A 25,838-nucleotide genomic window follows, 5' to 3' on the forward strand; every position below is an offset into this window, starting at 1 on the left:
GGCCCGGTCCGCATCACCCGTCCGGGCCCAGCGGCTCTGCGACGGGCCGTCAGACCCTGGCAGTGAGCCTAAGCCGTTGAACAAACTGTGTAAACCCCCCGAATCCCATCAACAGATCAGTGAATGAGCAAATCCAGCGATTGGTCTAAAAGGGATAAACGGAGCGAGGCCTTGCGCTCACAGAGCGCAAGGCCTCGCGGGAGAACGGCTGGGTTACAGGGTGTACAGCAGCCGGTTCGGGCTGCCGGAGCCCGCGCCGGTCACCACGCCGGTGGTCGCGTTCCCGGTGATCCAGGAGGCGACCGCCGCGGGAGTGGCGGTCGGGTGGCCCTCCAGGTACAGCGCGACCGCGCCCGCGACGTGCGGGGTGGCCATCGAGGTGCCCGAGATGGTGTTGGTGGACGTGTTGCTGGTGCGCCACGCCGAGGTGATGCTCGAGCCCGGTGCGAAGACGTCCACGCAGGAGCCGTAGTTGGAGTAGCTCGCCCGCGCGTCGGTCGAGGTGGTCGCGCCCACGGTGAGCGCCGACGGCGTCGACGCCGGGGAGACGTTGCAGGCGTTCTGGTTCTCGTTGCCCGCCGCCACCGCGAAGGTGACACCGGACGAGACCGCCGCGGCCACGGCGTTGTTCAGCGCCGCGGAGTAGCCGCCGCCGAGGCTCATGTTGGCGACGGCGGGCTTGATCGCGTTGGCCGCGACCCAGTTGATGCCGTTGACGACCCCGGCGGTGGTGCCCGAGCCCGAGTTGTTCAGGACGCGCACGCCGTGCAGCGTGACGTTCTTCGCCACGCCGTAGATGGTGCCGCCGACGGTCCCGGCGACGTGGGTGCCGTGGCCGTTGCCGTCCTGCGGCGTCGAGTCGTTCGAGACGAAGTCGTAGCCGTTGCCGATGCTCCCGGTGAACTCGGTGTGCGTCGCGTTGATGCCGGTGTCCACAATGTAAGCGTGCACGCCCGCACCCGTGTAGTTGTACGTGTAGGTGCCAGAAAGCGGCAGATTGCGCTGGTCGATGCGGTCGAGGCCCCACGTGGCGCCCGTCTGCGTCGCCGCGATCGAGACGACCGCGTTCTGCTCGACGAAGGCCACGCCGTCCTCGGCGGCGAGCTCCTTAGCCTCGGATTCGCTGGCCTCCATGAGGAACGCGTCGACCTCGGGGAAGGTCTCGACGACCTCTTCGCCTTCGACGCTCTTGACCAGCGTCGAGACGGAGGTGCCGTCTTCCATGACGACGATGTACTCGCCCGCGATGGCGCCCGCGGCGTCCTCGCCGACGATGGCGCCCTGCTGCGGCTTCGCCTCCGCGGCCGTCGCGGTGAACGCGAGGGCGGTGAAGGCGGCGACGCCGAGTGCGGCCGCCGCGATGGTTCTCTGCTTGCGTGGGGAACTGAGGTTGTGCGACATGGACAGTGGTCCCTTCGGGTGGTCCCGGCCGGTCCAGAGCCGAGACGGGATGAGGGTGATGGGAATCGGGCTCGGCTGGCGCCGACGTCTTCGGAGGGAGCGGTAACAGTGGTGGTGCGGGGCCGCGGTGCGGGCCCAGGACACGGCGTCTCGGTGCGCGACGGCTCCAGGTCGCGGTGCCGGACGACGCGGTCGACGGGGAGGGCCCGCCCGCGGTCACCCGCTATTCAGTTGTTCGGGGGGGCTACAGCTCGAGGGTCCAGGAGTTCAGCGTCCCGGAGTCCCCGGCGTAGGCGTCGACGATCCGCAGCGTCCAAGTGCCCGTTGCGGTCTCGCTGGAGAGGTTGACCGGGTAGGTCGCGATGACGTTGTCGGCCGAGTCGCCGCTCGAGGAGGTCTTGAGCGTGTAGCTCGTGCCGTCGGGGGCGATCAGGTAGATCGCGAGGTCCCCGCGCCAGGTGTGGGTGATGTTGACGGCCACGGTGCTGTTGCTCCGCGCGTTGCCGTCGCAGGTGAGCGCCAGGGTCGAGTTGACGGTGGCGCGGTCGGCGATCGCGGTGGCGGTCGACTTGGTGGCGGCGCAGTCGCTCGGGTCGGGGTCGGTGCCGCCGCCGGTGCCGGTGTACAGCAGCCGGTTCGGGCTGCCCTGGACGTCGGAGATCTTGTTCGTCCCGGCGTTGCCGGTCACCCAGGAGGCGACGGCGTCGGTCGTGGCGGACGGGTTGAGACCCAGGTAGACCGCGACGGCCCCGGCGACGTGCGGGGAGGCCATCGAGGTGCCCGAGATGGTGTTGGTGGCCGAGTTCGAGCCGATCCAGGAGGAGGTGATGCTCACGCCGGGCGCGAACACGTCCACACAGGACCCGAAGTTGGAGAAGGAGGCGCGGGTGTCGGTGTTGTCGCTGGCGGCCACGGTGAGCGCGGACGGCGCGGAGGCGGGGGAGACGTTGCAGGCGTTCTGATCCTCGTTTCCGGCGGCGACGGCGAAGGTCACCCCGGCGTCCACAGCGGACTCGACGGCGTTGTTGAGGGAGGCGGAGAAGCCGCCGCCGAGGCTCATGTTGGCGACGGCGGGCTTGATCGCGTTGGCGGCGACCCAGTTGATGCCGTTGACGACGCCGGCGGTGGTGCCGGAGCCGGCGTTGTCGAGGACGCGGACGCCGTGGAGGGTCACGTTCTTGGCGACGCCGTAGGTGGTGCCGCCGACGGTGCCGGCGACGTGCGTGCCGTGGCCGTTGCCGTCCTGCGGAGTCGAGTCGTTCTGGATGAAGTCGTAGCCCGCGCCCACGCGCCCGGTGAACTCACTGTGGGTCGAGTTGATCCCGGTGTCCACAATGTAAGCGTGGACGCCCGAGCCGGTGCCGAGGTACTCGTAGCTCCCGCTCAACGGCAGGTTCGGTTGGTCGATGCGGTCAAGGCCCCAGGTGGCGGGGCTCTGCACGGCGTCGATGGAGACGACGGCGTTCTGCTCGACGAAGGCCACGCCGTCGGCGGCGGCCAGTTCGAGCGCTTCGGCCTCGGTGGCGCCGACGAGGACCGAGGTGACCTCGTCGTAGTCGTCGATGATCGATGCGCCCGCGTCGTCGGCGATTTCGTCGGCCTCGCGGTAAGCGGCGGCGTCGTCCATGACGACGATGTACTCGCCGTTGATGGCATCGGGGGAATCGGCGCCGAAGATCTGGGCGGCCGGGTCTGCCTGTGCGGCAAGGCCACCGAAGGTGACCGAGCCTAGGGCCGCGGCGCCCGCCAAGGTGGCGACCGCAATGCGGCGAACGGAATGGTGCGAGACGGTCATAGGGGGGTACTCCCTCTCGGGTCAGACGCCTTGGTGCGCAAGAGATAAATAGGGGCGCACCGGCGCGCAGGGTGCGGTTCGGTGGAACCGGGCCCTTTCGGGCTTTCACACTGAGGTTATGGAAATCACAACGGAAAGTGAAGACCCTGGAAGATGCCCATAAATCACTGAATGAAGAGTCGGTTACCAACCGGTACGAGAACGATCGCTCCGAGTACAATGCACCATTTCGACCGCCGCTCCACTGTTCGACGTGGACGAATCATGATCAATTCCGCAATTCTGGAGAATTCGGCATCAGCCGCCCGGAAACCACGGTCCCGTCCGAATGGCGCGAATCCCCTACGCTTGGTGAGGGACAGGCCGATCGACGGGAGGCCCATGACCGACCCAGCGCCGCAGGCAGCGGCCCCCGCGAAGCGCGGGCGGCTGCGCAAAGCGGTCTCCAAGGGCATGCTGACCCTGGGGCCCTCGGTCCTGCTGGTCACCGTGTTCTGGGAGCAGGTCCGCGACCGGATCCCGATGAGCGTCCCGGCACTGAGCGGTTCGGCGGCCCTGCTCATCCTCCTCGGCTTCCTCGGCCTGGTGGGTGAAGAGGTAGGGCGGCGCTGGGCCAAGCGCGCGGCCGGGAAGGTCGACCCGCACCGACTCCTCTGGCTCGCAAGGCAACGGCGGCTCTACATCGCCCAACTGGCCGAGCAGGTGGCCGAAGTCCAGCTCTACGGCCTCACCGCCCGCGGGCCCTACGCGATGCGGCTGCCCGAACTGCACGTCGCCGCCGGCCTCGTCCGCCCCGACCGCCGCGCCGACAGCCACACTGGACAATCGCTGCTCGAGGTCCTGGAGGCCCCCGAGCGCCGCCTCCTCGTCGTCGTCGGCCCGCCCGGCGCGGGCAAGACCACCATCCTGCGCCACACCGCGCTCCAGCTCTGCCAGAGCCGCAACGCGATCCGCCGCCGCCTGCCCGTCCTGATCTACCTGCGCGACCACGTCGAGACGATCCTCGACGACCCCGCCGCCGTCACCGTCGCCTCCCTGCTCGAAGAGACCCCCGCGCTGCGCCACCGCTCCATCGCCGAAGACGTCAGGCAGCGCCTGGAGACCGGGCGAGCCCTCGTCATGCTCGACGGGCTCGACGAGACCGCCGGAGTCGAAGCGCGCCAAGAGGTCGCACGCTGGATCAAAGCCCAGACCGAGTGCTACCCCAAGTGCCGCTTCGTCGTCACCTCCCGCGGCCCCGGCCTCGACAACACCGTCCTCGCCGACTCCGACACCGTGCGCGTCAAGCACTTCGAGTGGCCGCAGATCCAGCAGTTCGTGCGGCAGTGGTGCTACGTGGTGCGCTGCCAGGAGACCGAGCGCACCGGCCGCACCGTGCGCCTCCAATCCGACAAGGACGCCGGGCGGCTCCTCAAACACATGGGCGACAGCCGTCAACTGCGCGCGCTCGTCTCGAACCCGTTGCTGCTCACCATGACGTGCAACGTCGACCGCTACCGGGGCCAGCTCCCGGGCAGCCGCGCCGAGCTCTACCGCGAGATGTGCGAGATGCTGCTCCACCGGCGCCGCTCCCAGAGCGGCGTCCCCTCCAGCTTCGACCCGCTGCCCGCCGCGTTGAAAGCCGCGCCGCTGCGGGAACTCGCGCTGCGGATGATGCGCTCGCGCACACGTCGCGTCGCCGCCCGCGACGCTGAAGCGATCTTCACCGAACGCCTCAGGGCCTCACCGCGACCGGTCGAAGCCGAGGAGTACCTGCGCGGCGCGGTCGAGAGCGGCATCCTCGTCGCCGACGGCCACGACGCCTACTCGTTCGCCCACGTCACCATCCAGGAGTACCTCGCCGCGGCCGCCCTCCGAGAGAAGGGCGACGACGCGTTCCTCGCCAAGCGCATCGACCAGGTGTGGTGGCGCGAGGCCATCCTGCTCTGGGCCGCCGAAGGACCGGCCGACGCGGTCGTCCGCGCCTGCCTGGGCGCCGGCGACGTCGACTCGCTGCTGCTGGCCGAGGAATGCATGGACGTCGCCGCCGAACTCGACCCCCGCCTCCAGCGGGACCTGCGCGACCGACTCGAACACCATTCCGAAATGGACTCCACCGACCGGCCCCTGGTCGACGAATGGCTGCTGCGGCGCAACGTCGCCGAATCGGTGCCCGTCGGCGCCGACGCCGACCTGTGCACCGTCCCGGTCCGCTACGCCGTCTGGGCCCGCTTCCTCACCGACCTGCGGTTCAACGACGCCCTCGAACCCCCCGAACGGCTGCGCGACGGCGAAGCCGCCGCCGGCATGTGGCCGGTCTACGTGCGCAAATTCCTGTTGTGGGCCAACCACTACGCCGAACCCGGCTACCGCTACCGGCTCCCGACCGCAGCCGAACTCGCCGAGTACTTCAAGGCCGTCCCCGCCGAGACCGTCGGTCGTCCACTATGGGTCGAAGCCGAACCCCACCCGCGGCTCTACTGCCCTGCCGGAGTCGCCAACTCCTTCACCGCCGACCGTGCCGCCGTGGCCGCCATGCTCCACGCCGACCGCGAACGCACCCGCGGGCACCGCGTCCTCGCACTGGCCGTCCACATCGCCGCCCAGCGCGGCGACGCCCACGTCGCCAACCCGATGCAGTTCCGCCACACCTTCCAGATGGCCCGCGCCGTCGACGCCCACCTCAGCCCGGACGCGATCTTCGCCGAAGCCTTCGACTACCTGTGCAGGCGGGTGCGGATCGTCGCGGGGATGCGCGGCTGGCACCCGGCCTTCGGCTGGGAGTCGCATCTCGAAGGCCTCGACGGCAACGAGTTCGTGGAGTCCCTCATTCAGCGCGGGGCCTACCCGGCGCGGGAGGGCGCCGACGACCGGCTCGCCGTGCGCGCCCATCTGATCGGGGTGTCGCTGTGGATCCGCGAGGCCCTCAAGCGCGCCGAGGCCCCCGACCCCGGCGCCGAAGAGCGCTACCTCGACGAGGTCGGCGCCCCCACGGGCGACGTCCCGGTCTACCCCGACGCGGTGGTGCCCGCGATCGACCAGGCGATCCAGGCCGCCCGCAACTGGAACGCGACCGGCGAGCCCTTCGACCCGTTGGGGGACAAGACCGTCGAGCTGCTCCGCGAATGCCGCAGGCTCATCGCGCCGGTCATGGAACGCCAGGCCCGCTTCGACCCCGACCTGCTGGGATCGGCCCGCACGGCGCTCAACGCTGCCGCCGCGGTGGCGCACTCGCTTCGCGGTGACGAGGCGACAGCCGACGACCTGCGAAGGGCCATAGGCGGACTCGCCGTCGCCTCGGGCCGAGTCGGCACCGACGACGGAAGTCCCGTCGGCGGCGACCTCCTCATGCTCGTGCGCGAACGCCTGCCCTCACCGGACGCACCCCCGCGCCGCCCGCGCCCGGAACCGCTGGTGCGACCCAAGAACGGACTGACCGCGGCGATCGAACGCCTCGGCAAATGGTGGCGAAGACTCGGCGAGGGCAAGCGCGCCGTCCACTGAGGGGTCGCCGCACCCGAGAACGCACCTCGTGAACGTGGCCGGTGATGGTAGACGATGCGTAGAGTTTCCGAACATGAGCGACGACTGGCGGCAGGACCGGATCGGCAGCGCACTTCGCGGCGAGAACCCCACGGTGCTCCGAAGGCTGGAAGCGGGATTCGCGGCGATCGGGGACGTCCAGTTCCTGCCGGGATACTCGGTGCTGCTCGTGGATGATCCTGCGGTGGAGCGGCTGTCAGAGCTCTCAGCGACCAGGCGGACGGCGTTTCTGTCCGATATGGACAAGTTGGGTGAGGCGGTCGAACGCGCCTGCAAGCGACTGGACCCGGCCTTCCGGCGGGTCAATCTGGAGATCCTGGGGAACACGCTTCCCTGCCTCCACGCGCATGTGTGGCCGCGGTTCGACTGGGAGCCGGCCGATCTCGTGGGCAGGCCGGTATGGCTGTACCCGGGAGAGCGCTGGAGCGATGAGCGGTACGCGCTCGGCTCGCAGCACACCGAACTGCGACAAGCGATCAGCGAGGAATTGGACCGACTCACGCCCTGACGCCGGGATCACCGGTCGACGAGGCACACGTGCGAACCCGAGTCTGCGAACGCCTAGGGCCTGTCCTGCGAATCAGGGAGCGGACAAGCCCTAGTCGGCGAGTTCCATCCAGCGCTCCTCGATCTCGTCCCGCTCGGACTCGAACGCGGTCACCTGATCCTGCAGCTCGCCCAGCTTGCCCGGGTCGGTCGCGTGCTCGGCCATGTCGGCATAGAGGCCCGCGATCCTCTCCTCGACCTTCGCCAGGCGCCGCTCGAGCTTCGACAGCTCCTTCTGCGTCGCCCGGTCCACGGCCGCCGAGGACTGCGGCGCGTTCGTAGGCACCGCGCCCTTCGCTTGCGGCGCAGCCGACTTCACCTTCTCCGCACGCCGCTGCAGGTACTCCTCGATGCCGCGCGGCAGGTGCCGCAGCTTCCGGTCGCCCAGCAGCGCCCACGTCTCGTCGGCGACCCGCTCGGTGAAGTACCGGTCGTGGCTGACCACGACCATCGTTCCCGCCCAGTCGTCGAGCAGGTCTTCGAGCTGCGTCAACGTCTCGATGTCGAGGTCGTTCGTCGGTTCGTCGAGGAACAGCACGTTCGGCTCGGCCATGAGCAGGCGCGCGAGCTGCAGGCGGCGGCGCTGGCCGCCGGAGAGGTCGCGCACGAAGGTGCGCTGCCTGCCGCCGACGAAGCCGAGGCGCTCGGCGAGCTGCCCGGCGCTCATCTCCTTCTTGCCCAACTGGACCCGCTTGGCGACGATCTCGATCGCCTCGAGCACCCGCCAGGAGCCGTCGAGGTCCTCCATGTGCTGGGTGAGCCACGCGAGCTTCACGGTGCGGCCGACCTTGATGCGGCCGGCGGCGGGCTGCTTGTCCTCGAGCGCGTCGGCGAGGCTGCGCAGCAGCGAGGTCTTGCCCGCGCCGTTGACTCCGAGGAGGCCGACCCGCTTGCCCGGGCCGAGGATCCAGTCGAGGTGCTCCAGGAGGGTCTGGTCGCCGGCCTTGACGGTGACGTCCTTCGCCTCGAACACGGTCTTGCCCAGGCGCCCGGTCGCGAAGCTCACCAGCTCGGCGGTGTCGCGCGGCGGCGGCTCGTTCGCTATGAGCTCGTTGGCGGCGTCGACGCGGTACTTCGCCTTGCCGGTGCGGGCCTTGGCGCCGCGGCGGAGCCACGCGAGCTCCTTGCGCATGAGGTTCTGGCGCTTCTCTTCGGCGACGTTGGCCTGGCGCTCGCGCTCGGCGCGGGCGAGGACGTAGGCCGTGTAGCCGCCGTCGTACTCGAACACGTTGCCGCGCTGGACGTCCCAGATGCGGTCGCAGATCTCGTCGAGGAACCACCGGTCGTGGGTGACGACGATGATCGCGGACTTGGTGGCGTTGAGATATGAAGCGAGCCAGGCGATGCCCTCGATGTCGAGGTGGTTCGTGGGCTCGTCGAGGAGCAGGAGGTCGGCGTCGTCGGAGAGGACCCGGGCGAGGTCGACGCGGCGGCGCTCGCCGCCGGAGAGGACGCCGATCCGGGAGTCGAGGCCTTCGGGGAGGCCGGGTGCGTCGAGGCCGCCGAAGAGGCCGGTGAGGATCTCGCGCACGCGCGGGTCGCGGGCCCATTCGTGGGCGTCGGCGTCGCCGAACAGCTGGGAGCGCACGGTGGCGGCGTCGTCGAGGCCGTCGGTCTGGCCGAGCACGGTGACGCGGGTGCCGCCGGTGTGCACGACGCGTCCCGAGTCGGGCTCGTCGGCGCGGGCGATGAGGCGCAGCAGCGTCGACTTCCCGTCACCGTTGCGGCCGACGACACCGACGCGCTGACCTGCGGCGATGCCGAGGGACACCGCGTCGAGGATCACCTGGTCGGGGTAGGCCTTGGAGACGGTTTCGAGGTTGACGAGATTGGGCGCTGACACGTGGCACAACACTACCCGCGGTATCGAACGGGTGAAGGGGAGCAGGGTCACGCCAGTGACGGCGCGGATTGTCGGGCCCCTGCGTCAGGGATTGCGCAGTGCCAATTGACGGCTCGCAAGCCTCGCCGAGACCGGGCCCAAGTTACCCGCTCCCGACCTCCTTCGCCGTGCCCTCTTTCCGTCCTGCTGGGCGGTCCGGGGATTGCGAGCGCTTGCTGCATCCGTTATGGTGTCGTGGAACAGTCATCATGACGTCATGAATGGATTCATATGACACCCCCGAATGCCGAGGCCGTGCGCTTCGAAGCCGGCCGGGCCGTGCTCGCCGTCGCGCGGCTCCTGCCGCAGATCAGCCGCCCCCGGACCGCGCTCTTCGCCGCCACCACGGTCCTCGTCGCCGCGCTCCCGCTCGCGATGACCATCGCCACCGGCCTCCTCATCGGCGCCGTCCCCGCCGCCACCGCCGCCGGACCCGGCTCGCCCGAAGCCCGGAACGCCTACCTCCTCCTCGCCGTCGGCGTCACCGCGCTCCTGCTCGGCCGCCTCGTCGACAACGTCCACCGTGCCAACGCCTTCAACCTCGGCCGCGAACTCGAGTTGCTCCTCCAGGACCGCCTCGTCGCCGCCGTCGCCCGCCCCACCGGGATCGCGCACCTCGAGGACGACAACGTGCTCGCCCTCCTGCGCATCGCCCGCCAGCTCGGCAGCGACCACATCCGGCCCGAGCGCGCCATCCGCGGACTCGCGGCCATCGCCCCCGAGTTCCTCGCCGCCGCCGGGGCCTCGATCGTGCTGTGCGCCTTCAACATCTGGATCGGCCTCGCCTGGCTTCTGGCCTGGCCCGCGATCTTCCTCGCGATGCAGAACGAGTACACGCGGGTCGGCAAGACCGCCTACATGCGCTCCACCGAGATGCGCGAGAGCGAGTACATGCGCGACCTCGCCGTCACCGCCGAGCCCGCCAAGGAGATCCGCGTCTGGGGCCTCATGGGCTGGCTCCTCGAACGCTACGACCGCCAGTGGGCCGAGCGGATGGCGTACTCGGGACGGTTCCTGCGCCTGCGCGCCCGCACCGCCGTCGGCGTCATCGCCGCTCTGCTCGTGCTCACCGCCGCCACCGCGCTGCTGCTCGTGCAGTCCGGGCTCGACGGGGCCGTCGGCTTCGCCGCGCTCTCGGTCTACCTGGTCGCGCTGACCACGATGTTCAACTTCACGGCCTTCGACGACGTGGCCGCGTTCCTGGCGCTCGGTTCGCTGCCGGTCCCGAAGGCCCTCGCCCTCGAATCGGAGCTGGTCGCCGACGAACGCCCCGTCACCGCCGAGCTCCCGGCCGCCGCCCCCGAGCAGGCGGTGCGGTTCGAGCGCGTCGACTTCGCCTATCCCGGTTCGGAACGGCCCGTGATCGGCGGGCTCGACCTGGAGATCAAGGCCGGGACCTCCCTGGCCGTCGTCGGCCACAACGGCGCCGGCAAGACCAGTCTCGTGAAGCTCCTCGCCGGGCTCTACGAGCCCACCGGCGGAAAGATCACTGTGGACGGTGTGAATCTCGCCGGGGTCGACCCGGCCCTCTGGCGCACCCGCCTCTCGGCGCTGTTCCAGGACTTCACCCGCTACCAGCTGACGGTGCGCGACAACATCACCCTCGGCGCCCCGCACCTGGCCGGCGACACCGAGCGGATCTGGAAGGCCTGCGAGCCCATGGGCATCCGTGCCCTCATCGACTCGCTCCCCAATGGACTCGACACCGTCCTGTCGAGCGAGTACAAGGACGGCACCGACCTCTCCGGCGGGCAATGGCAGCGGATCGCCCTGGCCCGCGCCCTGTTCGCCGTCCAGGCCGGGGCCAAGATCCTCATCCTCGACGAGCCCGCCGCCGCGCTCGACGTGCGCGCCGAGGCCGAGCTCTACGAGCAGTTCCTCGACATCACCGCGGGTCTCACCACGATCGTCATCTCGCACCGCTTCTCCACGGTGCGCCGCGCCGACCGGATCGTCGTCCTCGACGGCGGGAACGTCGTCGAAGACGGCAGCCACGACGACCTCATGGCGCTCGGCGGACGCTACGCCGAAGCCTTCACACTCCAAGCCAACCGCCTCGCCCGGTCCCCCCTCGGCAGCGCCCCGAAAATCTAGGAGCCCCCATGATCGACACCATCGCTAAACGCCTGCGCGGCTTGAAGGACGGCCTCGCCGTCGGCTACCGCTCGCACCCGAAAGCGATCATCGCGCTGATCGTCCTCGGCATCATCCAGGCCATCCTCATGCCCCTGCTCGTCTACTTGTCGAAGCTCATCATCGACTCAGTCCAAACCGGACACCACCGCGACGCCCTGCTCGCCGCGGCCGGACTCGGGATCGGCGTCGCCCTGATCTGGACCGTCGTCTTCGTCTACGTCAAGTTCGTGTTCCTCGTCCTCGACCACACCGCCCGCGCCTCCGACCGCGAGCTCATGGTGCTCATGGGCCGGCCGCCCGGGCTCGACCACCACGAGCGGCCCGAGTACCTCGACGAGGTCCAGTACATCCGCGAGAACCGCTGGCTCCTCGCCGGCGGCGTCAACCAGCTCGCCCAGTGGCTGCGCGCCATCGTCACCATCGTCGTCGGCGGCGCGCTCCTCTTCCAGGTCCACCCGCTGCTGCTCGTGTTCCCGCTGCTCGCGTTGGTGGCCATGGCGATCGCCCACCGGGCCGGGATGATCGAGGACGAGGTCTACGCGGCCACGAGCGAACCCGAACGCAAACGCCGCCACCTCTTCGAGGTCGCCACGCACGGCGAATCCGGCAAGGAACTGCGCATCTTCGGCTCCGCGGCGGCGGTCGCCGAACACCACCACGAGTCCGGAGCGGCCGTCGTCGCCGAACGCAACCGGGGCCAGTGGAAGGCCGCCCGGCTCTCCACCGGTGAAGGCCTGCTCTCCGCGCTCGGCATGGCCGCCGGGATCGGCATCGTCCTCTACCTCGCGATCCGCGGCCAGGCCACCGCCGGCGACGTCGTCCTCCTCGTCGGCCTCATCGGCATGGTCGCCGGGGCCGCCGCGAACGTCGCCTTCCAAGGCATGTTCATGGCGCGCCTCGCCAAAATGGGCGAGCGCATCGGCCGGCTGCGCGACTACGCCGCGCAGTCCAGCGGCCCGGCGGTGCCCTTCGACGTCCCCGAACGCCTCACCGACGGCATCGCCCTCGAAGGCGTCTCCTTCTCCTACCCCGAATCGGAGCGCCAGTCCCTGGACGACGTGACCCTGACCCTCCCCGCCGGGAAGGTCGTGGCCCTCGTCGGCGAGAACGGCGCGGGCAAGACCACCCTCGTCAAACTCCTGTCCGGTTTCTACCAGCCGACCGCCGGTCGCATCAAAGTCGACGCCAACGCCCTGACCGATTTCGAAGTGGACGCCTGGCGCGAACGCATCGGCGCGACCTTCCAGGACTTCACCCGATTCGAGTTCACCGCCCGCGAGACGATCGGCATCGGCGACCTCAAAGGCGGCTACGACGACGAAAACGTGCGCGCCGCGATGATCCGCGCCGGCGCCGACGACATCCTCGACGACCTCCCCGGCGGACTCGACACGCGCCTGGGCACCCGCTGGGACGACGGCACCGATCTCTCAGGCGGCCAATGGCAGAAGCTCGCCATCGGCCGCGGCCGCATGCGGCAGGACCCGCTCCTCGTCCTCTTCGACGAACCGACCGCCGCCCTCGACCCCCAGACCGAGCACGCCCTCTTCGAGCGCTTCGCCGAAGAGGTCCACGCGGGCCGCCAGCGCGGCACCGTCACCGTCCTCGTCTCCCACCGGTTCTCGACGGTGTCCATGGCCGATCTCATTGTGGTGCTTGAGGAAGGCCGAGTGGCCGAGACCGGCACGCACGAGGAGCTCATGGCACGTCAAGGGGCATACGCCGAGCTATACACGCTCCAAAGCGCCGCCTACCGCTGATCGCGCCCCGACGAAGTCCATAGAATTCGCGAGGTCCCCGCCGAAGCGGCCGGGACCTCGCCCTGTGCCTGATCGAAAGCCCCACAATGTCATGCGAACCCCTTGAACCCCCGCGTTCGGACCCGCCGATCACCGTCGAGGCCGCCCCGATCCCCGACGCCGCCGCTCCAGACTGGACCGAACCGGTCCTGACCGGGACGGCACGCGACCGCTGCCGCCACCGGGTGCGCTTCCACGACCTGAACGAGCAAGGGCGCGGGAGGGCCGGACTCGCATTCGCCGCCATCAGCTTGACTTGGGGTGTCATCACGATCGGTGCGATCGTCGGCCTCGCCATCGTTCCCGAGGGCGTGGAGAACGCCGACCGGCTCCTGACCCTGGGGGGCCTGATCCTGGTGTGCAGTGCCCTCCTGCAGGCGGTCGGCGCCGTCGGGCTCGGGTCGGTCCTGCGGCGGCTGCACCGCCCCGGCGACATCGTGATCGGGCTTGCCGCGGCCGGGTATCTGCTGTTCCTCCTCGTCCTGGTACTGCTCCTGACGGCCGTCGAGCCCGCCTACTATTTTCTCGTCATCGTCGCCGCACTGCCTTTCGCCGCGGTCCTCTGGCAACTCATCGCACTCCGGAACACGCTGTACGGGCGCGGTACCTGCCGGACCCACCCCGGCTTTCCACCGGCGATCCGAGCCCTGCTCAAGCATGATCCCGGCCCGTTCGCGGTCATGCCCGAACCGACCCGGTTCCGCGTCGCCGACTGCCCGCACCGGCTCGAATTCGGCAGGCTTCGACGCCGCTATCAGGTGATGTCCCTGGTGAACACGGCGCTCCTCCTCGGATACCTCGGTGCCATGCTGGTGTTGATGGCCGCCCTGGTCGCGCGGCGCGAGTTCGCCGCCGGCGGTCCTGGGTACGAGGCGACCGCTCTGGCCTTGGCGGTACTGCTGCCGCTGATCAACCTCCCCGCCTTCCAAGAGGTCAACGTCCGCTCTCAGCGCTACCACCGGGCGCCGTTCGGCCTCTACATCGGAGCGTTCATCGGCTATGCGTTGAGCGCGGCCACCGGCATCTGGGGCGCGATCGTCTTGGGCGGTCCCATGTCGCTCATCCCCACGGCGCTGGCGGCGTACTGGGCCTTCTCCGCGGTGGTCGCCATGACCGGCTCGCCGCCCCGCTCCGAGTGCGGTTCCCTGCGCGAACCGCCGCTGGTCATTCGGAAGATGCTCAAGGCGTGAAATCACCGGTTCTTCTGGTCGGCCCTCCGAGGAGCTCGTGACCCGTCGGGGCGCCTGCGCCGAGCGCTTCATCTTCCAACGAGCCTCGTGCCGCTAAAATGGGATGCAGCCCTGGCCGTAAGGTCGGGGCTTCGATCTGCGGAAAGCCCTCAATGGATAGACAGCCTGCTGTTCCGGAACAGAACGACCCGCTCATCACTGTCGAGGCGGTGGCGCCCGGTGTGAAACGGGAGCCCGGTTGGGCGCTCGCGAGGCTTGCGGCCGTGAAGCGTGCGGTGAAGCCGACTCCGTGCCGCCACCGCGTGAGGTGGCGCGACCTCCAGGGCTCCAAGAAGATCCATGTCGCGCTGGTGGCCGTGATGCTCTACGTGGCGGTGCTGGTGGCGCTCTGCGGGCTGTTCTTCACCGTGGTGTTGGCGAGCGTCGGCGTAAGGGGTGCGAACCCGGCGGCGCTGGTGCTCGCGCCGGTGCTGGCGGCCGTCTCGGTGCAGCTGCTGGTGAGTTTCGCCGCCTGCCACCGCACCTGGTACAAGCTGCACCGGCCCGGCATCGTCATGTGCGCGCTGAGCACCGTTGTGCCGCTGCCGATCCTGTTGATCACGGGCATTGTGGGCACTGCGTTCGGGTTGGGGTGGCTGATGATCCTCGTCGTGCCGCCGCTGGCGCCCATGCTGGTCCTGTGGTGGTTCCGTTCGGCGCTGTACGAGCTGGAGACCTGCGAGGAGTATCCGTGGCTGCCGCCGAAGATCCTCGCGATGCGCAAGCCTGAATCGGCGCGGCCTCGCCGTTGAGGCCGGACTGTCGGTTATCTGACGCAAGGCCACGTTGATTTCATGTTCGGGCCATGAGCGCGCGGTCGCCCTCCGAAGATGGGGCTGACCCAGGAATCGCACTCGTGAGGAGCCGTTATGAAGCACGCCTCCAAGATCATGACCGCCGAAGCGTTCGGGGCCGTCGCGGCGGCCGGTTTGAGCGCCGCGCCGGCGTCCGCGGCCGCACCGGCCCATGCCGAGACGATCGTCGCCGACCCGCATGGCCACGAGGAGTACGGGTCCGACCTCGGCGAGATCTGGAACTGCGTCTGGGCGGTCGGCCCGATCGACTGCGGCACTGCGAAAGGGGCCGCGACCGACGCGGAGAACGCCACGGTCGAGGAGGTCAACGCGGGAGTGTTCGACTACGACTCGATGCACAACGGCAAGGCCGACGCGTTCCGCCACTGTTATTGGAACGCGCTCATGGTGGACCGCATCGACTACGAGCAGGCCGAGGCCGTGGCGACCGCCCATGAGGAGAAGCCGGGCCAGCCCTTCGAGGAGAAGCTCATGGACCTGGAGAACAACCATTTCGGCCGCAACATCGGGGCCGCGACGCCCTCAGAGCAGGCCGCCAGGGACAGCTGCCGCTACCACGCGGTGCAGGGCTCGCTCAAGACCTTGAAATGATCGGCGTGCTCGGCCTGAGCTCATAGACTCCGGTCCTGTCCGAGCACACCGTGGGAAGGGCAGACCCTGTGCAGCGAACTGACAGTGAGCGAACCGAATCGGCGGTGCGACCGCGCGTCGGACGCCGGGAGCCGGTGGTCGCGCTGGTGGCGTTTGTCGCCGCTAGTCTGGTCCTCCTGCCGGACCTGATCCGCTTGGACCACTGGACGCCGTTCGCGCAGCTCATCGCTTTCAGGCCCGTTCTCGTTGTCGCAGTGGCGATCGCGGGAGGGGGCCTGGTGTTCGTCCGCCGCCGGTCCGCGCGCTGGGCCGCCGGTGCCTGCCTGGCGGTGTGCCTCATCGCCGCGGTGCTCATCGCGCCTCGGGTCATCCCCGATCCGACCCTCGAGGCGGCGACCGGGACGCTCACCGTCGCCTCGGTTAACGTCAAGGGCGGCAACGCCTCCGTCGAGGAAGTCGCCGCGCTGGTCGCCGGGAGCGGCGCGGATCTGGTGGCGCTTCCCGAAGCGGGCGAGGACTACCGGATCAGGCTGGAGTCCGCACTCGGCAGCGGCTACACCGGGGTCAGCCTGCAGGTCTCGGATTCGGCGGTGAGCGCCGTGTCGGTGCTCTACCGGTCCGATCTCGGCGACGTCACCGCCGAGCCGTCGGTCTCGGGCTCGTTCCCGACCTGGGAGCTCACCGGCGGCGAACTCGGCCCGATGCGCTTCGTGGCCTTCCACGCCTACCCGCCGCTGCCCCTGGCCACCGACGCCTGGCGTGACGACCTGGAAGGGCTGCAGCAGTTCTGCCAGTCCGCCGACGGAGCGATCATCGCCGGCGACTTCAATGCGACGCTCGACCACAGCGCCCTCCGAACCGGCACCGAGGGCTGCGCCGACGCCGCCGACATGAGCGGCGCAGGCCTGCAAGGCACCTGGCCCGCGAGCGCGCCGGGGCCGCTGCGGGCGCCGATCGACCATGTCTTCGCCACCGAAGGCGTACAAGCCGACTCGGTGGCATTCACCGCGATCGAAGGCACCGACCACCTGGCCGTGGTCGCCGACCTCGCCTGGCTCGACTAGTCCATGTTGTGGCCACCGTTGACGGTGATGCGCTGGCCGGTGACGAATCCCGCCGCGTCGGATGCCAGGTAGGCGACGGCGGCGGCCACGTCCTCGGGTTTGCCGATGCGGCCCAAGGGGACCTCTGACAGGTACCCGGCGAGGTCGGCGTCGGTGAGTTCGCCGTGCCGCTCGACCGGCACCCAGCCCGGTGCGACCAGGTTGACGGTGATGCCGTCGGCGCCGAGTTCCCTGGCCCACGTGCGGGTCAGCCCCCACTGCGCGCCCTTCGCGGCGTTGTACGCCGAGAAGCCCGGCAGTGCGCGCTCGAACATGTCCGATCCGATCTGGATGACGCGTCCGCCGCCAGCGGCCCGCATGTCCGCTAGGACCGCGCGCAGGAGCAGGGTGGGGCTCTTGACGAAGAACTCGAGTTGGTTCAGATGGTCGCGCCATTCGAGCCGGTCGACCGCGACCTCGGGTTGCGGGCCGGTCGCGTTGGCCACCAGCACCGTGACCGGGCCCAGCTCGGATCGGACCCGTTCGATCATCTCCTGCACTGCGGTCTCGTCGGTGACGTCGCCGCCGAAGGCCTCGGCGGTGCCGCCCGCGGCGCGGATGTCGGCGACGACCTGCGCTGCGCGGTCCCGCCCGGCCGCGTAGTTGACGGCGACGGCGAACCCGTCGGCGGCGAGCCGCCGCGCGATGACGGCGCCGAGGCCGCGTGAAGCGCCGGAGACGAATGCGACGGTCATGGTGTACCTCCAGGTTCCGCGGCGGGGCCGCGCCGGTCTTGTTGCCGCCAGTCTCCACGCCCGCATTGCGAACCGGTCCGCGAGGCGTCGTCGACTGCGCGAATGCGAAGGGGCGGGCCGCGATCGCGGCCCGCCCCTGCACTCAGCTGCTAGGTGCGGTTGTAGGCGCTCGCGACCGCTCGCATCGTCGCCAGGACGATGTTCGGGTGCACGCCCGCGCCCCACACGGTCCGGCCGTTGATCGCGCACTCCACATAGGATGCGGCCTGGGCGTGCTGGCCGGCCGACAGCGCGTGCTCGGCGTAGTCCAGGACCTCCACGTGCACGCCCACCGACGCCAGCGCGTCGGTGAACGCCGAGAGCGGGCCGTTGCCGGTGCCCGAGATCTGCTGCTCGACGCCGTCCAGGACGATGCTCGCGTCCAGCGTCAGCTTCTCGTCGGCGTACGCGGTGTTGTGGCTTTCGACGGCCAGGCGCGCGGTCGGCTGGTACTCGGGGTGGTATTCGCGGCGGAAGATCTCGTGGATCTCAGCCGTGGAGACCTCCTTGCCGGAGGCGTCGGTGTGCCGCTGGATCGCGCCGCTGAACTCGATCTGCATGCGCCGCGGCAGGTCGAAGCCGTACTCGCTCTGCATGACGTAGGCGACGCCGCCCTTGCCGGACTGCGAGTTGACGCGGATGACCGCCTCGTAGTTGCGGCCGACGTCCTTCGGGTCGATCGGCAGATACGGTACGCCCCAAGTGAACTCGTCGACCGGGATGCCCGCCGCCTCGGCGTCGGCCTCCAGGTGCGCGAAGCCCTTCTTGATGGCGTCCTGGTGCGAACCGGAGAACGCCGTGTACACCAGGTCCCCGGCGTACGGGTGCCGCTCGTGCACCGGCAGCTGGTTGCAGTACTCGACGGCGCGCTTGATCTCGTCGATGTTGGAGAAGTCGATGCCCGGGTCCACGCCCTGGCTGAACAGGTTCATGCCCAGCGTGACCAGGCAGACGTTGCCGGTGCGCTCGCCGTTGCCGAACAGGCAGCCCTCGACGCGGTCGGCGCCGGCCTGCACGGCCAGCTCGGCGGCGGCGACGCCGGTGCCGCGGTCGTTGTGCGGGTGCACGGACAGGACGATCGACTCGCGGTTCGGCAGGTTGCGGTGCATCCACTCGATCGAGTCGGCGTAGACGTTCGGGGTGGCCATCTCGACGGTGGCGGGCAGGTTCAGGATCAGCGGCCACTCGGGGGTGGGCTGGATGACCTCGGCGACCTTGGCGCACACCTCGACGGCGTACTCCAGTTCGGTGCCGGTGTAGGACTCGGGGGAGTACTCGTAGCGGATCAGTGTGTCGGGGGTGTGCATCTCGGCGTACTTCAGGCACAGCCGCGCGCCCTGCGTGGCGATGTCGGTGATGCCGTCCTTGTCCAGGCCGAACACGACGCGCCGCTGCAGCGTCGACGTCGAGTTGTAGAAGTGGACGATGGCCTGCTTGGCGCCGCGGATGCTCTCGAAGGTCCGCTCGATCAGGTGCTCGCGGCACTGGGTCAGGACCTGGATGGTGACGTCGTCGGGGATGAGGTCCTGCTCGATCAGCTGCCGCACGAAGTCGAAGTCGGTCTGCGAGGCCGAGGGGAAGCCGACCTCGATCTCCTTGTAGCCCATGTCGACCAGCAGCTGGAACATCTTCTTCTTGCGGTCGGGGGTCATGGGGTCGATCAGGGCCTGGTTGCCGTCGCGCAGGTCCACTGCGCACCAGATCGGCGAGGTCTCGGTGATCTTGTCCGGCCACGTGCGATCGGGCAGGGCCACCTTGAACTGCGAATGGTAAGGCTGGTAGCGCTTGGCGCGATCGGCGAACGCGGCGGTTCTGGACGTGGAAGTCACGGATGCTCCTGTGATTGACGCTGGTTGTCTGAGTCGATATCTCTGGACCAGCCGGCATGCGAAAACCCGCGGCGAGGAGCCGACCTAGTTGGCCCCGCCGCGGCACCTAAGGAGCATCGTGAACCGCATGATGCCCGCGAGCTTACACCGACGCAGTGACAACGGTCGAATTCACCGCCCGGATGCTGGGACGGCGAGTCGCCGTCCCGGCATTCGCTACGGGTGGATGAGCAGGTCCTCGATCGGGAGACGGGCGCGCACCACCCGGTCCGGGCCCGCCACCGACTCGCCCAGGTCCGCCGGGTCGCCCGGCACGCCGATCGCCACCACCACGGTGGGCACCAGCGGCTCGGCCAGCTCGAACTCCGCGGCCAGAGCGGCCGCGTTGAAGCCGCCCATCTGGCGGACGGTGAGCCCCTCGGCGGCGGCCTGGAACGTCAGGTGCGCCATCGACTGCCCGAGGTCGTACATGGCGTGGGAGAGCGGGCCCTTCGCGTTGGACTCAGTGCGCACGGCCACGAGCAGCGCCGAAGCCTGCCCGGCCCAGTCGCGGTTGCCCGGGTTCAGGGTCTCCAGGACGCGCTTGAACTCGCCGGTGTCCCGCCTCGCGAGGAGGAACCGCCACGGCTGCGTGTTGCCGGCGCTGGGGGCCCAGCGGGCCGCTTCGAGGAGGGCGGTGACCTGGCCGTCGGTGAGGTCGACACCGGGGGTGAAGGCGCGGGTGGAGGCGCGGGAGGCGAGCAGCGGGTGGATCGGGACCGCGGTCTGGGCGTGGCGGTCGGTCGGTGCGGTCATGCGCGTTCCTTCGGTTGCGGGTCTCGCACGGCGCTGCCGGGCGCCGGTGACCCGGCGGGGCGCGTCTGCTGTCGGTCCCGGCACCTACACTCTTCACCGGTTCCGTCGTCGTAGCGGCGTCGTCGCTCGCCATCGTTCATGGTGCCACGAAACACGGGCACGACGCCTGCTCGTGTCGCCTTCCTTACTCTCCCCATTCACCCCTCAGCGGACGGCGTCGGCGACGGAGACGGCTCCGGCGACGGCGTGTCACCCGGGGCGGGCGTCGCCGTCGCCGACGGGTCCACTGACGGGCTCGGCTCCGGCGGTGCCTTGCGGCCCAACGGTTCCGCGTCGGCGATCTCGCCCGGGAGCTCGACCGTGGCGACCGCCGCGGCCGGGACCCCCGCGAGTTCGAGCGTGCCGAAATCGCCGCTCTCCACCGACAGGATCGTCCCGGCCTGGTCCAGGCACCACTCGCCCGGCGGCATCGGAGTGTCGACCACGACCGTGTTCGGGGTGAGCGTGAAGCAGTCGCCCTCCTGCGAGACCGCGAACGGCAGGTGCCGGTCCAGCAGCTGCGGCAGCCACTCGACGAACGGCAGCTGCACCTTCGGGTCGTACGACCTCGGGATCTCCCCGGTGATCCCCGCGAGCTTCACGCACTGCTCCGCCGCGCACTGGAAGAACCCGCCGGTCGTCCACGCCACCGAGACGTCCACCGTGCCGCCGAGCGCCCACGCGGGGACGTCGACGCGCCAAGTGCCGTCCTCGGCGGCCCACACCGTCACCGTGCCGCCCTCCGACACTGAGTCGCCTGACCACGTGTATTCAGCGGTGAACGTCGCGTCGAGCGCCTTGCTGACCCGGCCGATGAGCGTCGCCTGCGCGCTGGCGCGCCGGGGGGCCTCCTCGGGCGTGTCGGCCACGGTCGCCGTCCCGCAGCCCGCCGCCGCCGACAGCCCCAAGAGCGTGAGGGCTGCCACTGTCTTCCCGGTCCATGTCCATGCCACCGCCCGATTCTCTGTCTCACCACCCAGAACGACCTGGCGACACACCGGTATGCGCAGCTAAGGTGAGGTGGCCGCTCGCGTGCGGGCGGTTCAGAGTGACCTGAGACACGAGCGAGTGAGGTGAAATCCGTGGCGCTAGTCGTGCAGAAGTACGGCGGTTCATCGGTGGAGAATGCCGAGCGCGTCAAGCGCGTCGCCGAACGAGTGGTCGCGACGCGAAAGCGCGGCGACGACGTGGTCGTCGTCGTCTCCGCCATGGGTGACACCACCGACGAGCTGCTGGACCTCGCGGCCCAGGTATCGCCGGTGCCCGAACCCCGGGAACTCGACATGCTGCTGACCGCCGGGGAGCGCATCTCCATGGCGCTCTTGGCGATGGCGATCAACAACCTGGGCTTCCAGGCCCGGTCGTTCACCGGCTCGCAGGCCGGGATGATCACCACCGCCGCACACGGCGTCGCGCGCATCATCGACGTCACGCCCGGCCGGATCCGCTCCTCGCTCGACGAGGGGTTCATCACGATCGTCGCCGGGTTCCAGGGCGTCAGCCAGGACACCAAGGACATCACCACGCTCGGCCGCGGCGGCTCGGACACGACCGCCGTCGCTCTCGCCGCAGCGTTGGAAGCGGACGTCTGCGAGATCTACTCCGACGTCGACGGCGTCTTCAGCGCCGACCCGCGGATCGTGCCGAACGCGAAGAAGCTCGACACGATCACCTTCGAGGAGATGCTGGAGATGGCCGCCTCGGGCGCCAAGATCCTGCACCTGCGCGCCGTGGAGTACGCCCGGCGCTACGGGCTCCCACTGCACGTCCGTTCGTCGTACTCGACCAAGACCGGCACGATGGTGTCGGGTTACATGGAGGAGCTGCCCGTGGAGCAAGCACTCATCAGCGGCGTCGCGCACGACCGCTCCGAGGCCAAGATCACCGTCACCAGCGTGCCGGACAAGCCCGGCGCCGCGGCCTCGATCTTCCAGGTGATCGCCGACGCCGAGATCGACATCGACATGATCGTGCAGAACGTGTCGACCGCCGGGAACGGCCACACCGACATCTCGTTCACCCTCCCGAAGGAGGCCGGGCCGAAGGCGACCGGGGCGCTGAAGAAGCACCAGGCCGCGATCGGGTTCGCGAAGCTCATCTACGACGAGAACATCGGCAAGATCTCGCTGATCGGCGCCGGGATGCGCTCGCACCCGGGCGTGACGGCGAACTTCTGCCAGGCGCTCGCGGACGCGGGCGTGAACATCGAGATCATCTCGACCTCGGAGATCCGCATCTCCGTGGTCTGCCGCGACACCGACCTCGACGCGGCGGTGCGCGCGGTGCACGACAAGTTCGAACTCGGCGGCGCCGAAGAGGCCGTCGTCTACGCCGGAACGGGGCGATAGGTATGGCGCGCAAGCTGAACGTGGCCATCGTCGGCGCCACGGGCGTCGTCGGATCGATCATGCGGCGGCTCATCGCCGAAGAACGCGGCAACTGGGGTGAGGTACGACTCATCGCCTCGGCGCGGTCGGCGGGCAAGATCTTGTCGGTGGGGGATGAGAACCTCGAAGTGCAGGCCATCAGCGCCGAGGCCTTCGACGGCATCGACATCGCCCACTTCGACCTGCCCGACGAAGTGAGCGCCGAGTGGGTCCCGGTCGCCGCCGCGAAGGGCGTCGTCGTCATCGACAAGTCCGCGCACTACCGGATGGACCCTGACGTGCCGCTGGTGGTCCGCGAGGCCAACCCGGGAGAGGCGCGCAACCGCCCCAAGGGCATCATCGCGAACGCCAACTGCACCACGCTGGCGCTCATCCCGTCGCTCGCGGCGCTGAACGCGGAGTTCGGGCTCGTGTCGATGTCGGTGGCCTCCTACCAGGCCGCGTCCGGCTCGGGCAAGGAAGGCCTGGAGGCGCTGTACGCGCAGCTCCAGAAGATCGCCGGGATCGACGGGCTCGGGACCGCGGGCAACGACGTGCGCATGGTGCTCGGCGAGGAGTTCAACGCGCCGTTCGGGGCGCCGCTGGCGCTCAACGTGGTGCCGAAGATCGGCGGCTGGAAGGACGACGGCTGGACCTCCGAGGAGCTCAAGGTCCGCAACGAGTCCCGCAAGATCCTGGGCCTGCCCGACCTCAAGGTCGCGTCGACGTGCGTGCGCGTGCCGGTGGCCGTGGGCCACTCGCAGGTCGTGCACGCCACGTTCGAACGCGAAGTGACCGTCGCCGAGGCGCACCGCGTGCTCGCGGCGGCCGAGGGCGTGGACCTGGTCGACGACCCGGCGAACATGGTGTTCCCGATGCCGATCGACTCGGCCGGCAAGGGGGGCACGCAGGTCGGCCGCATCCGGCAGTCGCTCGACTTCCCGAACTCGCTGGAGTTCTTCGTCGTCGGCGACAACCTCATGAAGGGCGCGGCCCTCAACTCGATCGAGACCGCGGACCTCGTGCGCCGCGAACTCGAAGCGGAAGCGTAGGCATCCCGAACACCGGTCGTCTCGCGAATTTCGGGCCCCCGGTCAAAACCCTGCCCGGGGGGTACGACAAGCCGGTGTTCGAAAGCCGATAACGGCGGCCCGGAGCGAAAGCTCCGGGCCGCCGTTATCGGCTGTGCGGTTACGCGTCCCGCTTCTTGAACAGCGTCCACGCCGCCGCGATGATGACCGCCGCGAAGCCCGCGAACACCGCGCCCGAACCCCAGCGGTCGAAGAAGTCGAAGTCGGTGCCCATGCCCATGTCGGCCGGCCCCACCGACATCAGCAGCGTTCCAGCCGTGAACGGCAGGAACTTGACCACCGGCACCAGCCAGTCGAGCGTCGGGAGCGACGACAGGCCGACGATGACGTTCTCGATGATCAGCGGCATCAGGAAGATCACCACCAGCGCCGACGGCACGCCCCGGAACAGCAGCCCCAGGCCGAGACCCACCAGCGTGTAGATCAGCGTGTACACCGCGTACCCGAGCAGCGCCGACCGCACCGGGTCGTCGAACAGGCCCGGGACCTCGTCGAAGAAGACCAGGACCACTCCGGCGTTGACCGCCATGGACACCGCCGTGACCGCGATCGTGGCCGCGGAGACGACCAGGATCTTCGCCAGGATCAGCCGCGAACGCTGCGGCAGCGCCGTGAGCGTCGGCTGGATCGTGCCGTGCCGGTACTCGTGGCCGGTCGCGAAGATCCCGATGACCGCCATGAACACGGCCAGGAACGGGATGCCGAACGACGCGCCGCCGTTGACGGCGAGCGCCACGAACTCCGGGATCAGGTCCTCCTCGGTCGCGGTGAGCCCGAAGATCACCGGGATCGCGGCCGCGGCGAGCAGACCGATGCCGACGAGCCAGTAGGTCGAACGCAGCGTCGTCAGCCGCATCCATTCGAAACGAAGGGCGTCAAGCATTGTCGGAACCACCGGTCTTGGTAGCAGGGGCGATCGGTTCGGCCGCGATGAACTCCTCAGACGAGCCCGTCGCGGACATGAACGCCTCTTCGAGCGAGGCGCTGCGGGTGGACAGCTCGGACAGCTCGACGTTCTCGGTGAACGCGAGGTGCCCGACCGCGCCGATCTCCATGCCGGACACGACCAGTTCGCCGTCCTTGCCTTTCGCGACCTCCGCGCCGGCGCCCTCCAGCGCGGACGCGAAACCGCTCGCCGAAGGACTGCGGACGATCACCGTGGACTGCGTGAAGTCCCGCACGAACTGGTCGACGTCGCCGTTGAAGATCATGCGGCCGCGGCCGATGACGACGAGCTCGTCGGCCATCAGCTGCATCTCCGACAGCAGGTGGCTGGACACGAAGATGGTGCGGCCCTCGGAGGCGAGGTGCTTGAGCATGTCCCGCATCCAGTGGATGCCGTGCGGGTCGAGGCCGTTCGTGGGTTCGTCGAGCAGCAGGATGCCGGGGTCGCCGAGCAGGGCCTGCGCGAGGCCGAGCCGCTGGGCCATGCCGAGCGAGTAGCCCTTCGGCTTCTTGCGTTTCACGGTGCCGAGGCCGACGAGGTCCATGACCTCGTCGATCCGCTTGTCGCCGACGCCGTTGGCGGCGGCGAGCATCCGCAAGTGGTTGCGGGCGCTGCGGGTCGGGTGGAACGGCTTCGCCTCCAGGAGCGTGCCGACCTTGTTCATGGGGCGGCGGATGTCGGTGAAGGCCTCGCCGTCGAAGAGGGTCTCGCCCTCGCCGTGGTCGAGGCCGAGCATCAGCCGCATGGTGGTGGACTTCCCGGAGCCGTTGGGCCCCAAGAAACCGGTGACGACGCCGGGGCGCACTTCGAACGACAGATGGTCGACCGCGACGGTCCGCCGGTAGTGCTTGTACAGGCCCTTCGCTGTGATCATCGGGCTCCTCTTCAAGTCTTCGAATCGAGGGATGCGGGGCAGAGTCCCTGGGGGACGCGGCCAGTCTATGAGGACTTGACGTGCACGTATACCGGCTCGCAGACGGATCTTCTTCTCATGCCGGAGGAGGAGAAGCAGGCGTTTCGCAGTACCGGGGTACTACCCGGGGACGCGGCGCGGGCGGGTTTTCGGCGCTCTCGGCGAATGCCATCCCGAGCCCCCACCCACCCGGGGAACGGTAGGTCCCAGCGTCCCGCGCGGGTACGACAGCAACCGGGGTCCACGCCCGCCGTGTCACCCGATCGGGTCCGGGGCTGACACGCGGGCCGGGCGGGCATCGGGCGT

At 69.5% G+C, this 25,838-nt stretch carries 19 protein-coding genes; 10 read left to right on the forward strand and 9 right to left on the reverse strand.

Features of this window, described 5'->3' with window-relative positions; genetic code table 11:
* Positions 1 to 213: 213 nt before the first annotated feature.
* The gene (locus ACFO8M_RS13715) at positions 214 to 1,401 is read right to left on the reverse strand and encodes a S8 family peptidase (protein WP_387976045.1); all 1,188 of its coding nucleotides are present in this window, start codon (positions 1,399 to 1,401) and stop codon (positions 214 to 216) included.
* A gap of 244 nt (positions 1,402 to 1,645) precedes the next feature.
* Positions 1,646 to 3,196: a S8 family serine peptidase gene (locus ACFO8M_RS13720; RefSeq protein WP_387976048.1), complete on the reverse strand. Its 1,551-nt coding sequence runs from the start codon at positions 3,194 to 3,196 to the stop codon at positions 1,646 to 1,648.
* A 381-nt stretch (positions 3,197 to 3,577) separates the two neighbouring features.
* On the opposite strand from ACFO8M_RS13720, the gene ACFO8M_RS13725 reads away from it, so the two are divergent.
* Positions 3,578 to 6,679, forward strand: coding sequence for an NACHT domain-containing protein (locus tag ACFO8M_RS13725; protein ID WP_387976050.1), 3,102 nt, complete (start codon positions 3,578 to 3,580; stop codon positions 6,677 to 6,679).
* A 73-nt stretch (positions 6,680 to 6,752) separates the two neighbouring features.
* Positions 6,753 to 7,226 carry an HIT family protein gene (locus ACFO8M_RS13730; protein ID WP_387976053.1) on the forward strand — a complete coding sequence of 158 codons (474 nt, stop codon included), beginning with the start codon at positions 6,753 to 6,755 and terminating at the stop codon, positions 7,224 to 7,226.
* A 90-nt stretch (positions 7,227 to 7,316) separates the two neighbouring features.
* Here ACFO8M_RS13730 and ACFO8M_RS13735 read toward each other — a convergent pair whose 3' ends face one another.
* Complete coding sequence (locus ACFO8M_RS13735) at positions 7,317 to 9,107, reverse strand: ABC-F family ATP-binding cassette domain-containing protein (protein ID WP_387976056.1); 1,791 nt, start codon at positions 9,105 to 9,107, stop codon at positions 7,317 to 7,319.
* Between the two features lie 270 nt (positions 9,108 to 9,377).
* Between ACFO8M_RS13735 and ACFO8M_RS13740 the strand changes: the two genes are divergently transcribed.
* From ACFO8M_RS13740 to ACFO8M_RS13765, 6 genes are all read left to right on the forward strand, one after another.
* Entirely contained in the window at positions 9,378 to 11,240 is a 1,863-nt protein-coding gene (locus ACFO8M_RS13740) for an ABC transporter ATP-binding protein (protein WP_387976059.1), read from the forward strand.
* 8 nt (positions 11,241 to 11,248) lie between these two features.
* The gene (locus ACFO8M_RS13745; protein ID WP_387976061.1) at positions 11,249 to 13,042 is read left to right on the forward strand and encodes an ABC transporter ATP-binding protein; all 1,794 of its coding nucleotides are present in this window, start codon (positions 11,249 to 11,251) and stop codon (positions 13,040 to 13,042) included.
* 86 nt (positions 13,043 to 13,128) lie between these two features.
* Positions 13,129 to 14,271 carry a hypothetical protein gene (locus ACFO8M_RS13750; RefSeq protein ID WP_387976064.1) on the forward strand — a complete coding sequence of 381 codons (1,143 nt, stop codon included), beginning with the start codon at positions 13,129 to 13,131 and terminating at the stop codon, positions 14,269 to 14,271.
* Positions 14,272 to 14,423: 152 nt separating this feature from the next.
* Positions 14,424 to 15,062, forward strand: a complete 639-nt coding sequence (locus ACFO8M_RS13755) for a hypothetical protein (protein ID WP_387976067.1) — start codon at positions 14,424 to 14,426, stop codon at positions 15,060 to 15,062.
* A gap of 117 nt (positions 15,063 to 15,179) precedes the next feature.
* Positions 15,180 to 15,716 carry a DUF6973 domain-containing protein gene (locus ACFO8M_RS13760; RefSeq protein ID WP_387976070.1) on the forward strand — a complete coding sequence of 179 codons (537 nt, stop codon included), beginning with the start codon at positions 15,180 to 15,182 and terminating at the stop codon, positions 15,714 to 15,716.
* A 104-nt stretch (positions 15,717 to 15,820) separates the two neighbouring features.
* On the forward strand, positions 15,821 to 16,780 hold the full coding sequence (locus tag ACFO8M_RS13765; protein ID WP_387976072.1) for an endonuclease/exonuclease/phosphatase family protein: 960 nt from the start codon (positions 15,821 to 15,823) through the stop codon (positions 16,778 to 16,780).
* On the opposite strand, the gene ACFO8M_RS13770 is transcribed toward ACFO8M_RS13765, so the two are convergent.
* The 4 genes from ACFO8M_RS13770 to ACFO8M_RS13785 form a co-directional block, all read right to left on the reverse strand.
* A complete protein-coding gene (locus tag ACFO8M_RS13770; RefSeq protein WP_387976075.1) occupies positions 16,777 to 17,514 on the reverse strand; it encodes an SDR family oxidoreductase in 738 nt (245 codons plus the stop codon). The two genes, ACFO8M_RS13765 and ACFO8M_RS13770, sit on opposite strands and share 4 nt — an antisense overlap.
* Before the next feature lie 149 nt (positions 17,515 to 17,663).
* Positions 17,664 to 19,382 (reverse strand): 2-isopropylmalate synthase, encoded by a 1,719-nt coding sequence (gene leuA / locus ACFO8M_RS13775; protein ID WP_387976078.1) that lies wholly within the window; start codon positions 19,380 to 19,382, stop codon positions 17,664 to 17,666.
* Positions 19,383 to 19,598: 216 nt separating this feature from the next.
* Positions 19,599 to 20,177 carry a nitroreductase family protein gene (locus ACFO8M_RS13780; RefSeq protein WP_387976081.1) on the reverse strand — a complete coding sequence of 193 codons (579 nt, stop codon included), beginning with the start codon at positions 20,175 to 20,177 and terminating at the stop codon, positions 19,599 to 19,601.
* Between the two features lie 197 nt (positions 20,178 to 20,374).
* Entirely contained in the window at positions 20,375 to 21,169 is a 795-nt protein-coding gene (locus ACFO8M_RS13785; protein WP_387976084.1) for a hypothetical protein, read from the reverse strand.
* Between the two features lie 129 nt (positions 21,170 to 21,298).
* Here ACFO8M_RS13785 and ACFO8M_RS13790 point away from each other — a divergent pair, with 129 nt between their 5' ends.
* Both ACFO8M_RS13790 and ACFO8M_RS13795 read left to right on the forward strand, forming a co-directional pair.
* Positions 21,299 to 22,564: an aspartate kinase gene (locus ACFO8M_RS13790; protein WP_387976086.1), complete on the forward strand. Its 1,266-nt coding sequence runs from the start codon at positions 21,299 to 21,301 to the stop codon at positions 22,562 to 22,564.
* 2 nt (positions 22,565 to 22,566) lie between these two features.
* Positions 22,567 to 23,634 carry an aspartate-semialdehyde dehydrogenase gene (locus ACFO8M_RS13795; protein ID WP_387976089.1) on the forward strand — a complete coding sequence of 356 codons (1,068 nt, stop codon included), beginning with the start codon at positions 22,567 to 22,569 and terminating at the stop codon, positions 23,632 to 23,634.
* A gap of 139 nt (positions 23,635 to 23,773) precedes the next feature.
* Here ACFO8M_RS13795 and ACFO8M_RS13800 read toward each other — a convergent pair whose 3' ends face one another.
* On the reverse strand, positions 23,774 to 24,556 hold the full coding sequence (locus ACFO8M_RS13800) for a hypothetical protein (protein ID WP_387976092.1): 783 nt from the start codon (positions 24,554 to 24,556) through the stop codon (positions 23,774 to 23,776).
* Positions 24,549 to 25,493 carry an ABC transporter ATP-binding protein gene (locus ACFO8M_RS13805; RefSeq protein WP_387976095.1) on the reverse strand — a complete coding sequence of 315 codons (945 nt, stop codon included), beginning with the start codon at positions 25,491 to 25,493 and terminating at the stop codon, positions 24,549 to 24,551. The genes ACFO8M_RS13800 and ACFO8M_RS13805 overlap by 8 nt, the downstream gene beginning before the upstream one ends.
* Positions 25,494 to 25,838: the final 345 nt, after the last annotated feature.

The sequence above is a fragment of the Glycomyces rhizosphaerae genome, assembly GCF_042647865.1.
Classification (GTDB): domain Bacteria; phylum Actinomycetota; class Actinomycetes; order Mycobacteriales; family Micromonosporaceae; genus Glycomyces; species Glycomyces rhizosphaerae.

What these genes read in the sequence shown, in the direction of transcription:
- ACFO8M_RS13745 (WP_387976061.1), top strand. Translation starts at nt 11,249, where the DNA reads ATGATCGACACCATCGCTAAACGCCTGCGCGGCTTGAAGGACGGCCTC.
- ACFO8M_RS13720 (WP_387976048.1), bottom strand. Translation starts at nt 3,196, where the DNA reads ATGACCGTCTCGCACCATTCCGTTCGCCGCATTGCGGTCGCCACCTTG.
- ACFO8M_RS13715 (WP_387976045.1), bottom strand. Translation starts at nt 1,401, where the DNA reads ATGTCGCACAACCTCAGTTCCCCACGCAAGCAGAGAACCATCGCGGCG.
- ACFO8M_RS13770 (WP_387976075.1), bottom strand. Translation starts at nt 17,514, where the DNA reads ATGACCGTCGCATTCGTCTCCGGCGCTTCACGCGGCCTCGGCGCCGTC.
- ACFO8M_RS13760 (WP_387976070.1), top strand. Translation starts at nt 15,180, where the DNA reads ATGAAGCACGCCTCCAAGATCATGACCGCCGAAGCGTTCGGGGCCGTC.
- ACFO8M_RS13805 (WP_387976095.1), bottom strand. Translation starts at nt 25,493, where the DNA reads ATGATCACAGCGAAGGGCCTGTACAAGCACTACCGGCGGACCGTCGCG.
- ACFO8M_RS13800 (WP_387976092.1), bottom strand. Translation starts at nt 24,556, where the DNA reads ATGCTTGACGCCCTTCGTTTCGAATGGATGCGGCTGACGACGCTGCGT.
- ACFO8M_RS13730 (WP_387976053.1), top strand. Translation starts at nt 6,753, where the DNA reads ATGAGCGACGACTGGCGGCAGGACCGGATCGGCAGCGCACTTCGCGGC.
- ACFO8M_RS13795 (WP_387976089.1), top strand. Translation starts at nt 22,567, where the DNA reads ATGGCGCGCAAGCTGAACGTGGCCATCGTCGGCGCCACGGGCGTCGTC.
- ACFO8M_RS13750 (WP_387976064.1), top strand. Translation starts at nt 13,129, where the DNA reads ATGTCATGCGAACCCCTTGAACCCCCGCGTTCGGACCCGCCGATCACC.
- ACFO8M_RS13780 (WP_387976081.1), bottom strand. Translation starts at nt 20,177, where the DNA reads ATGACCGCACCGACCGACCGCCACGCCCAGACCGCGGTCCCGATCCAC.
- ACFO8M_RS13725 (WP_387976050.1), top strand. Translation starts at nt 3,578, where the DNA reads ATGACCGACCCAGCGCCGCAGGCAGCGGCCCCCGCGAAGCGCGGGCGG.
- ACFO8M_RS13740 (WP_387976059.1), top strand. Translation starts at nt 9,378, where the DNA reads ATGACACCCCCGAATGCCGAGGCCGTGCGCTTCGAAGCCGGCCGGGCC.
- ACFO8M_RS13755 (WP_387976067.1), top strand. Translation starts at nt 14,424, where the DNA reads ATGGATAGACAGCCTGCTGTTCCGGAACAGAACGACCCGCTCATCACT.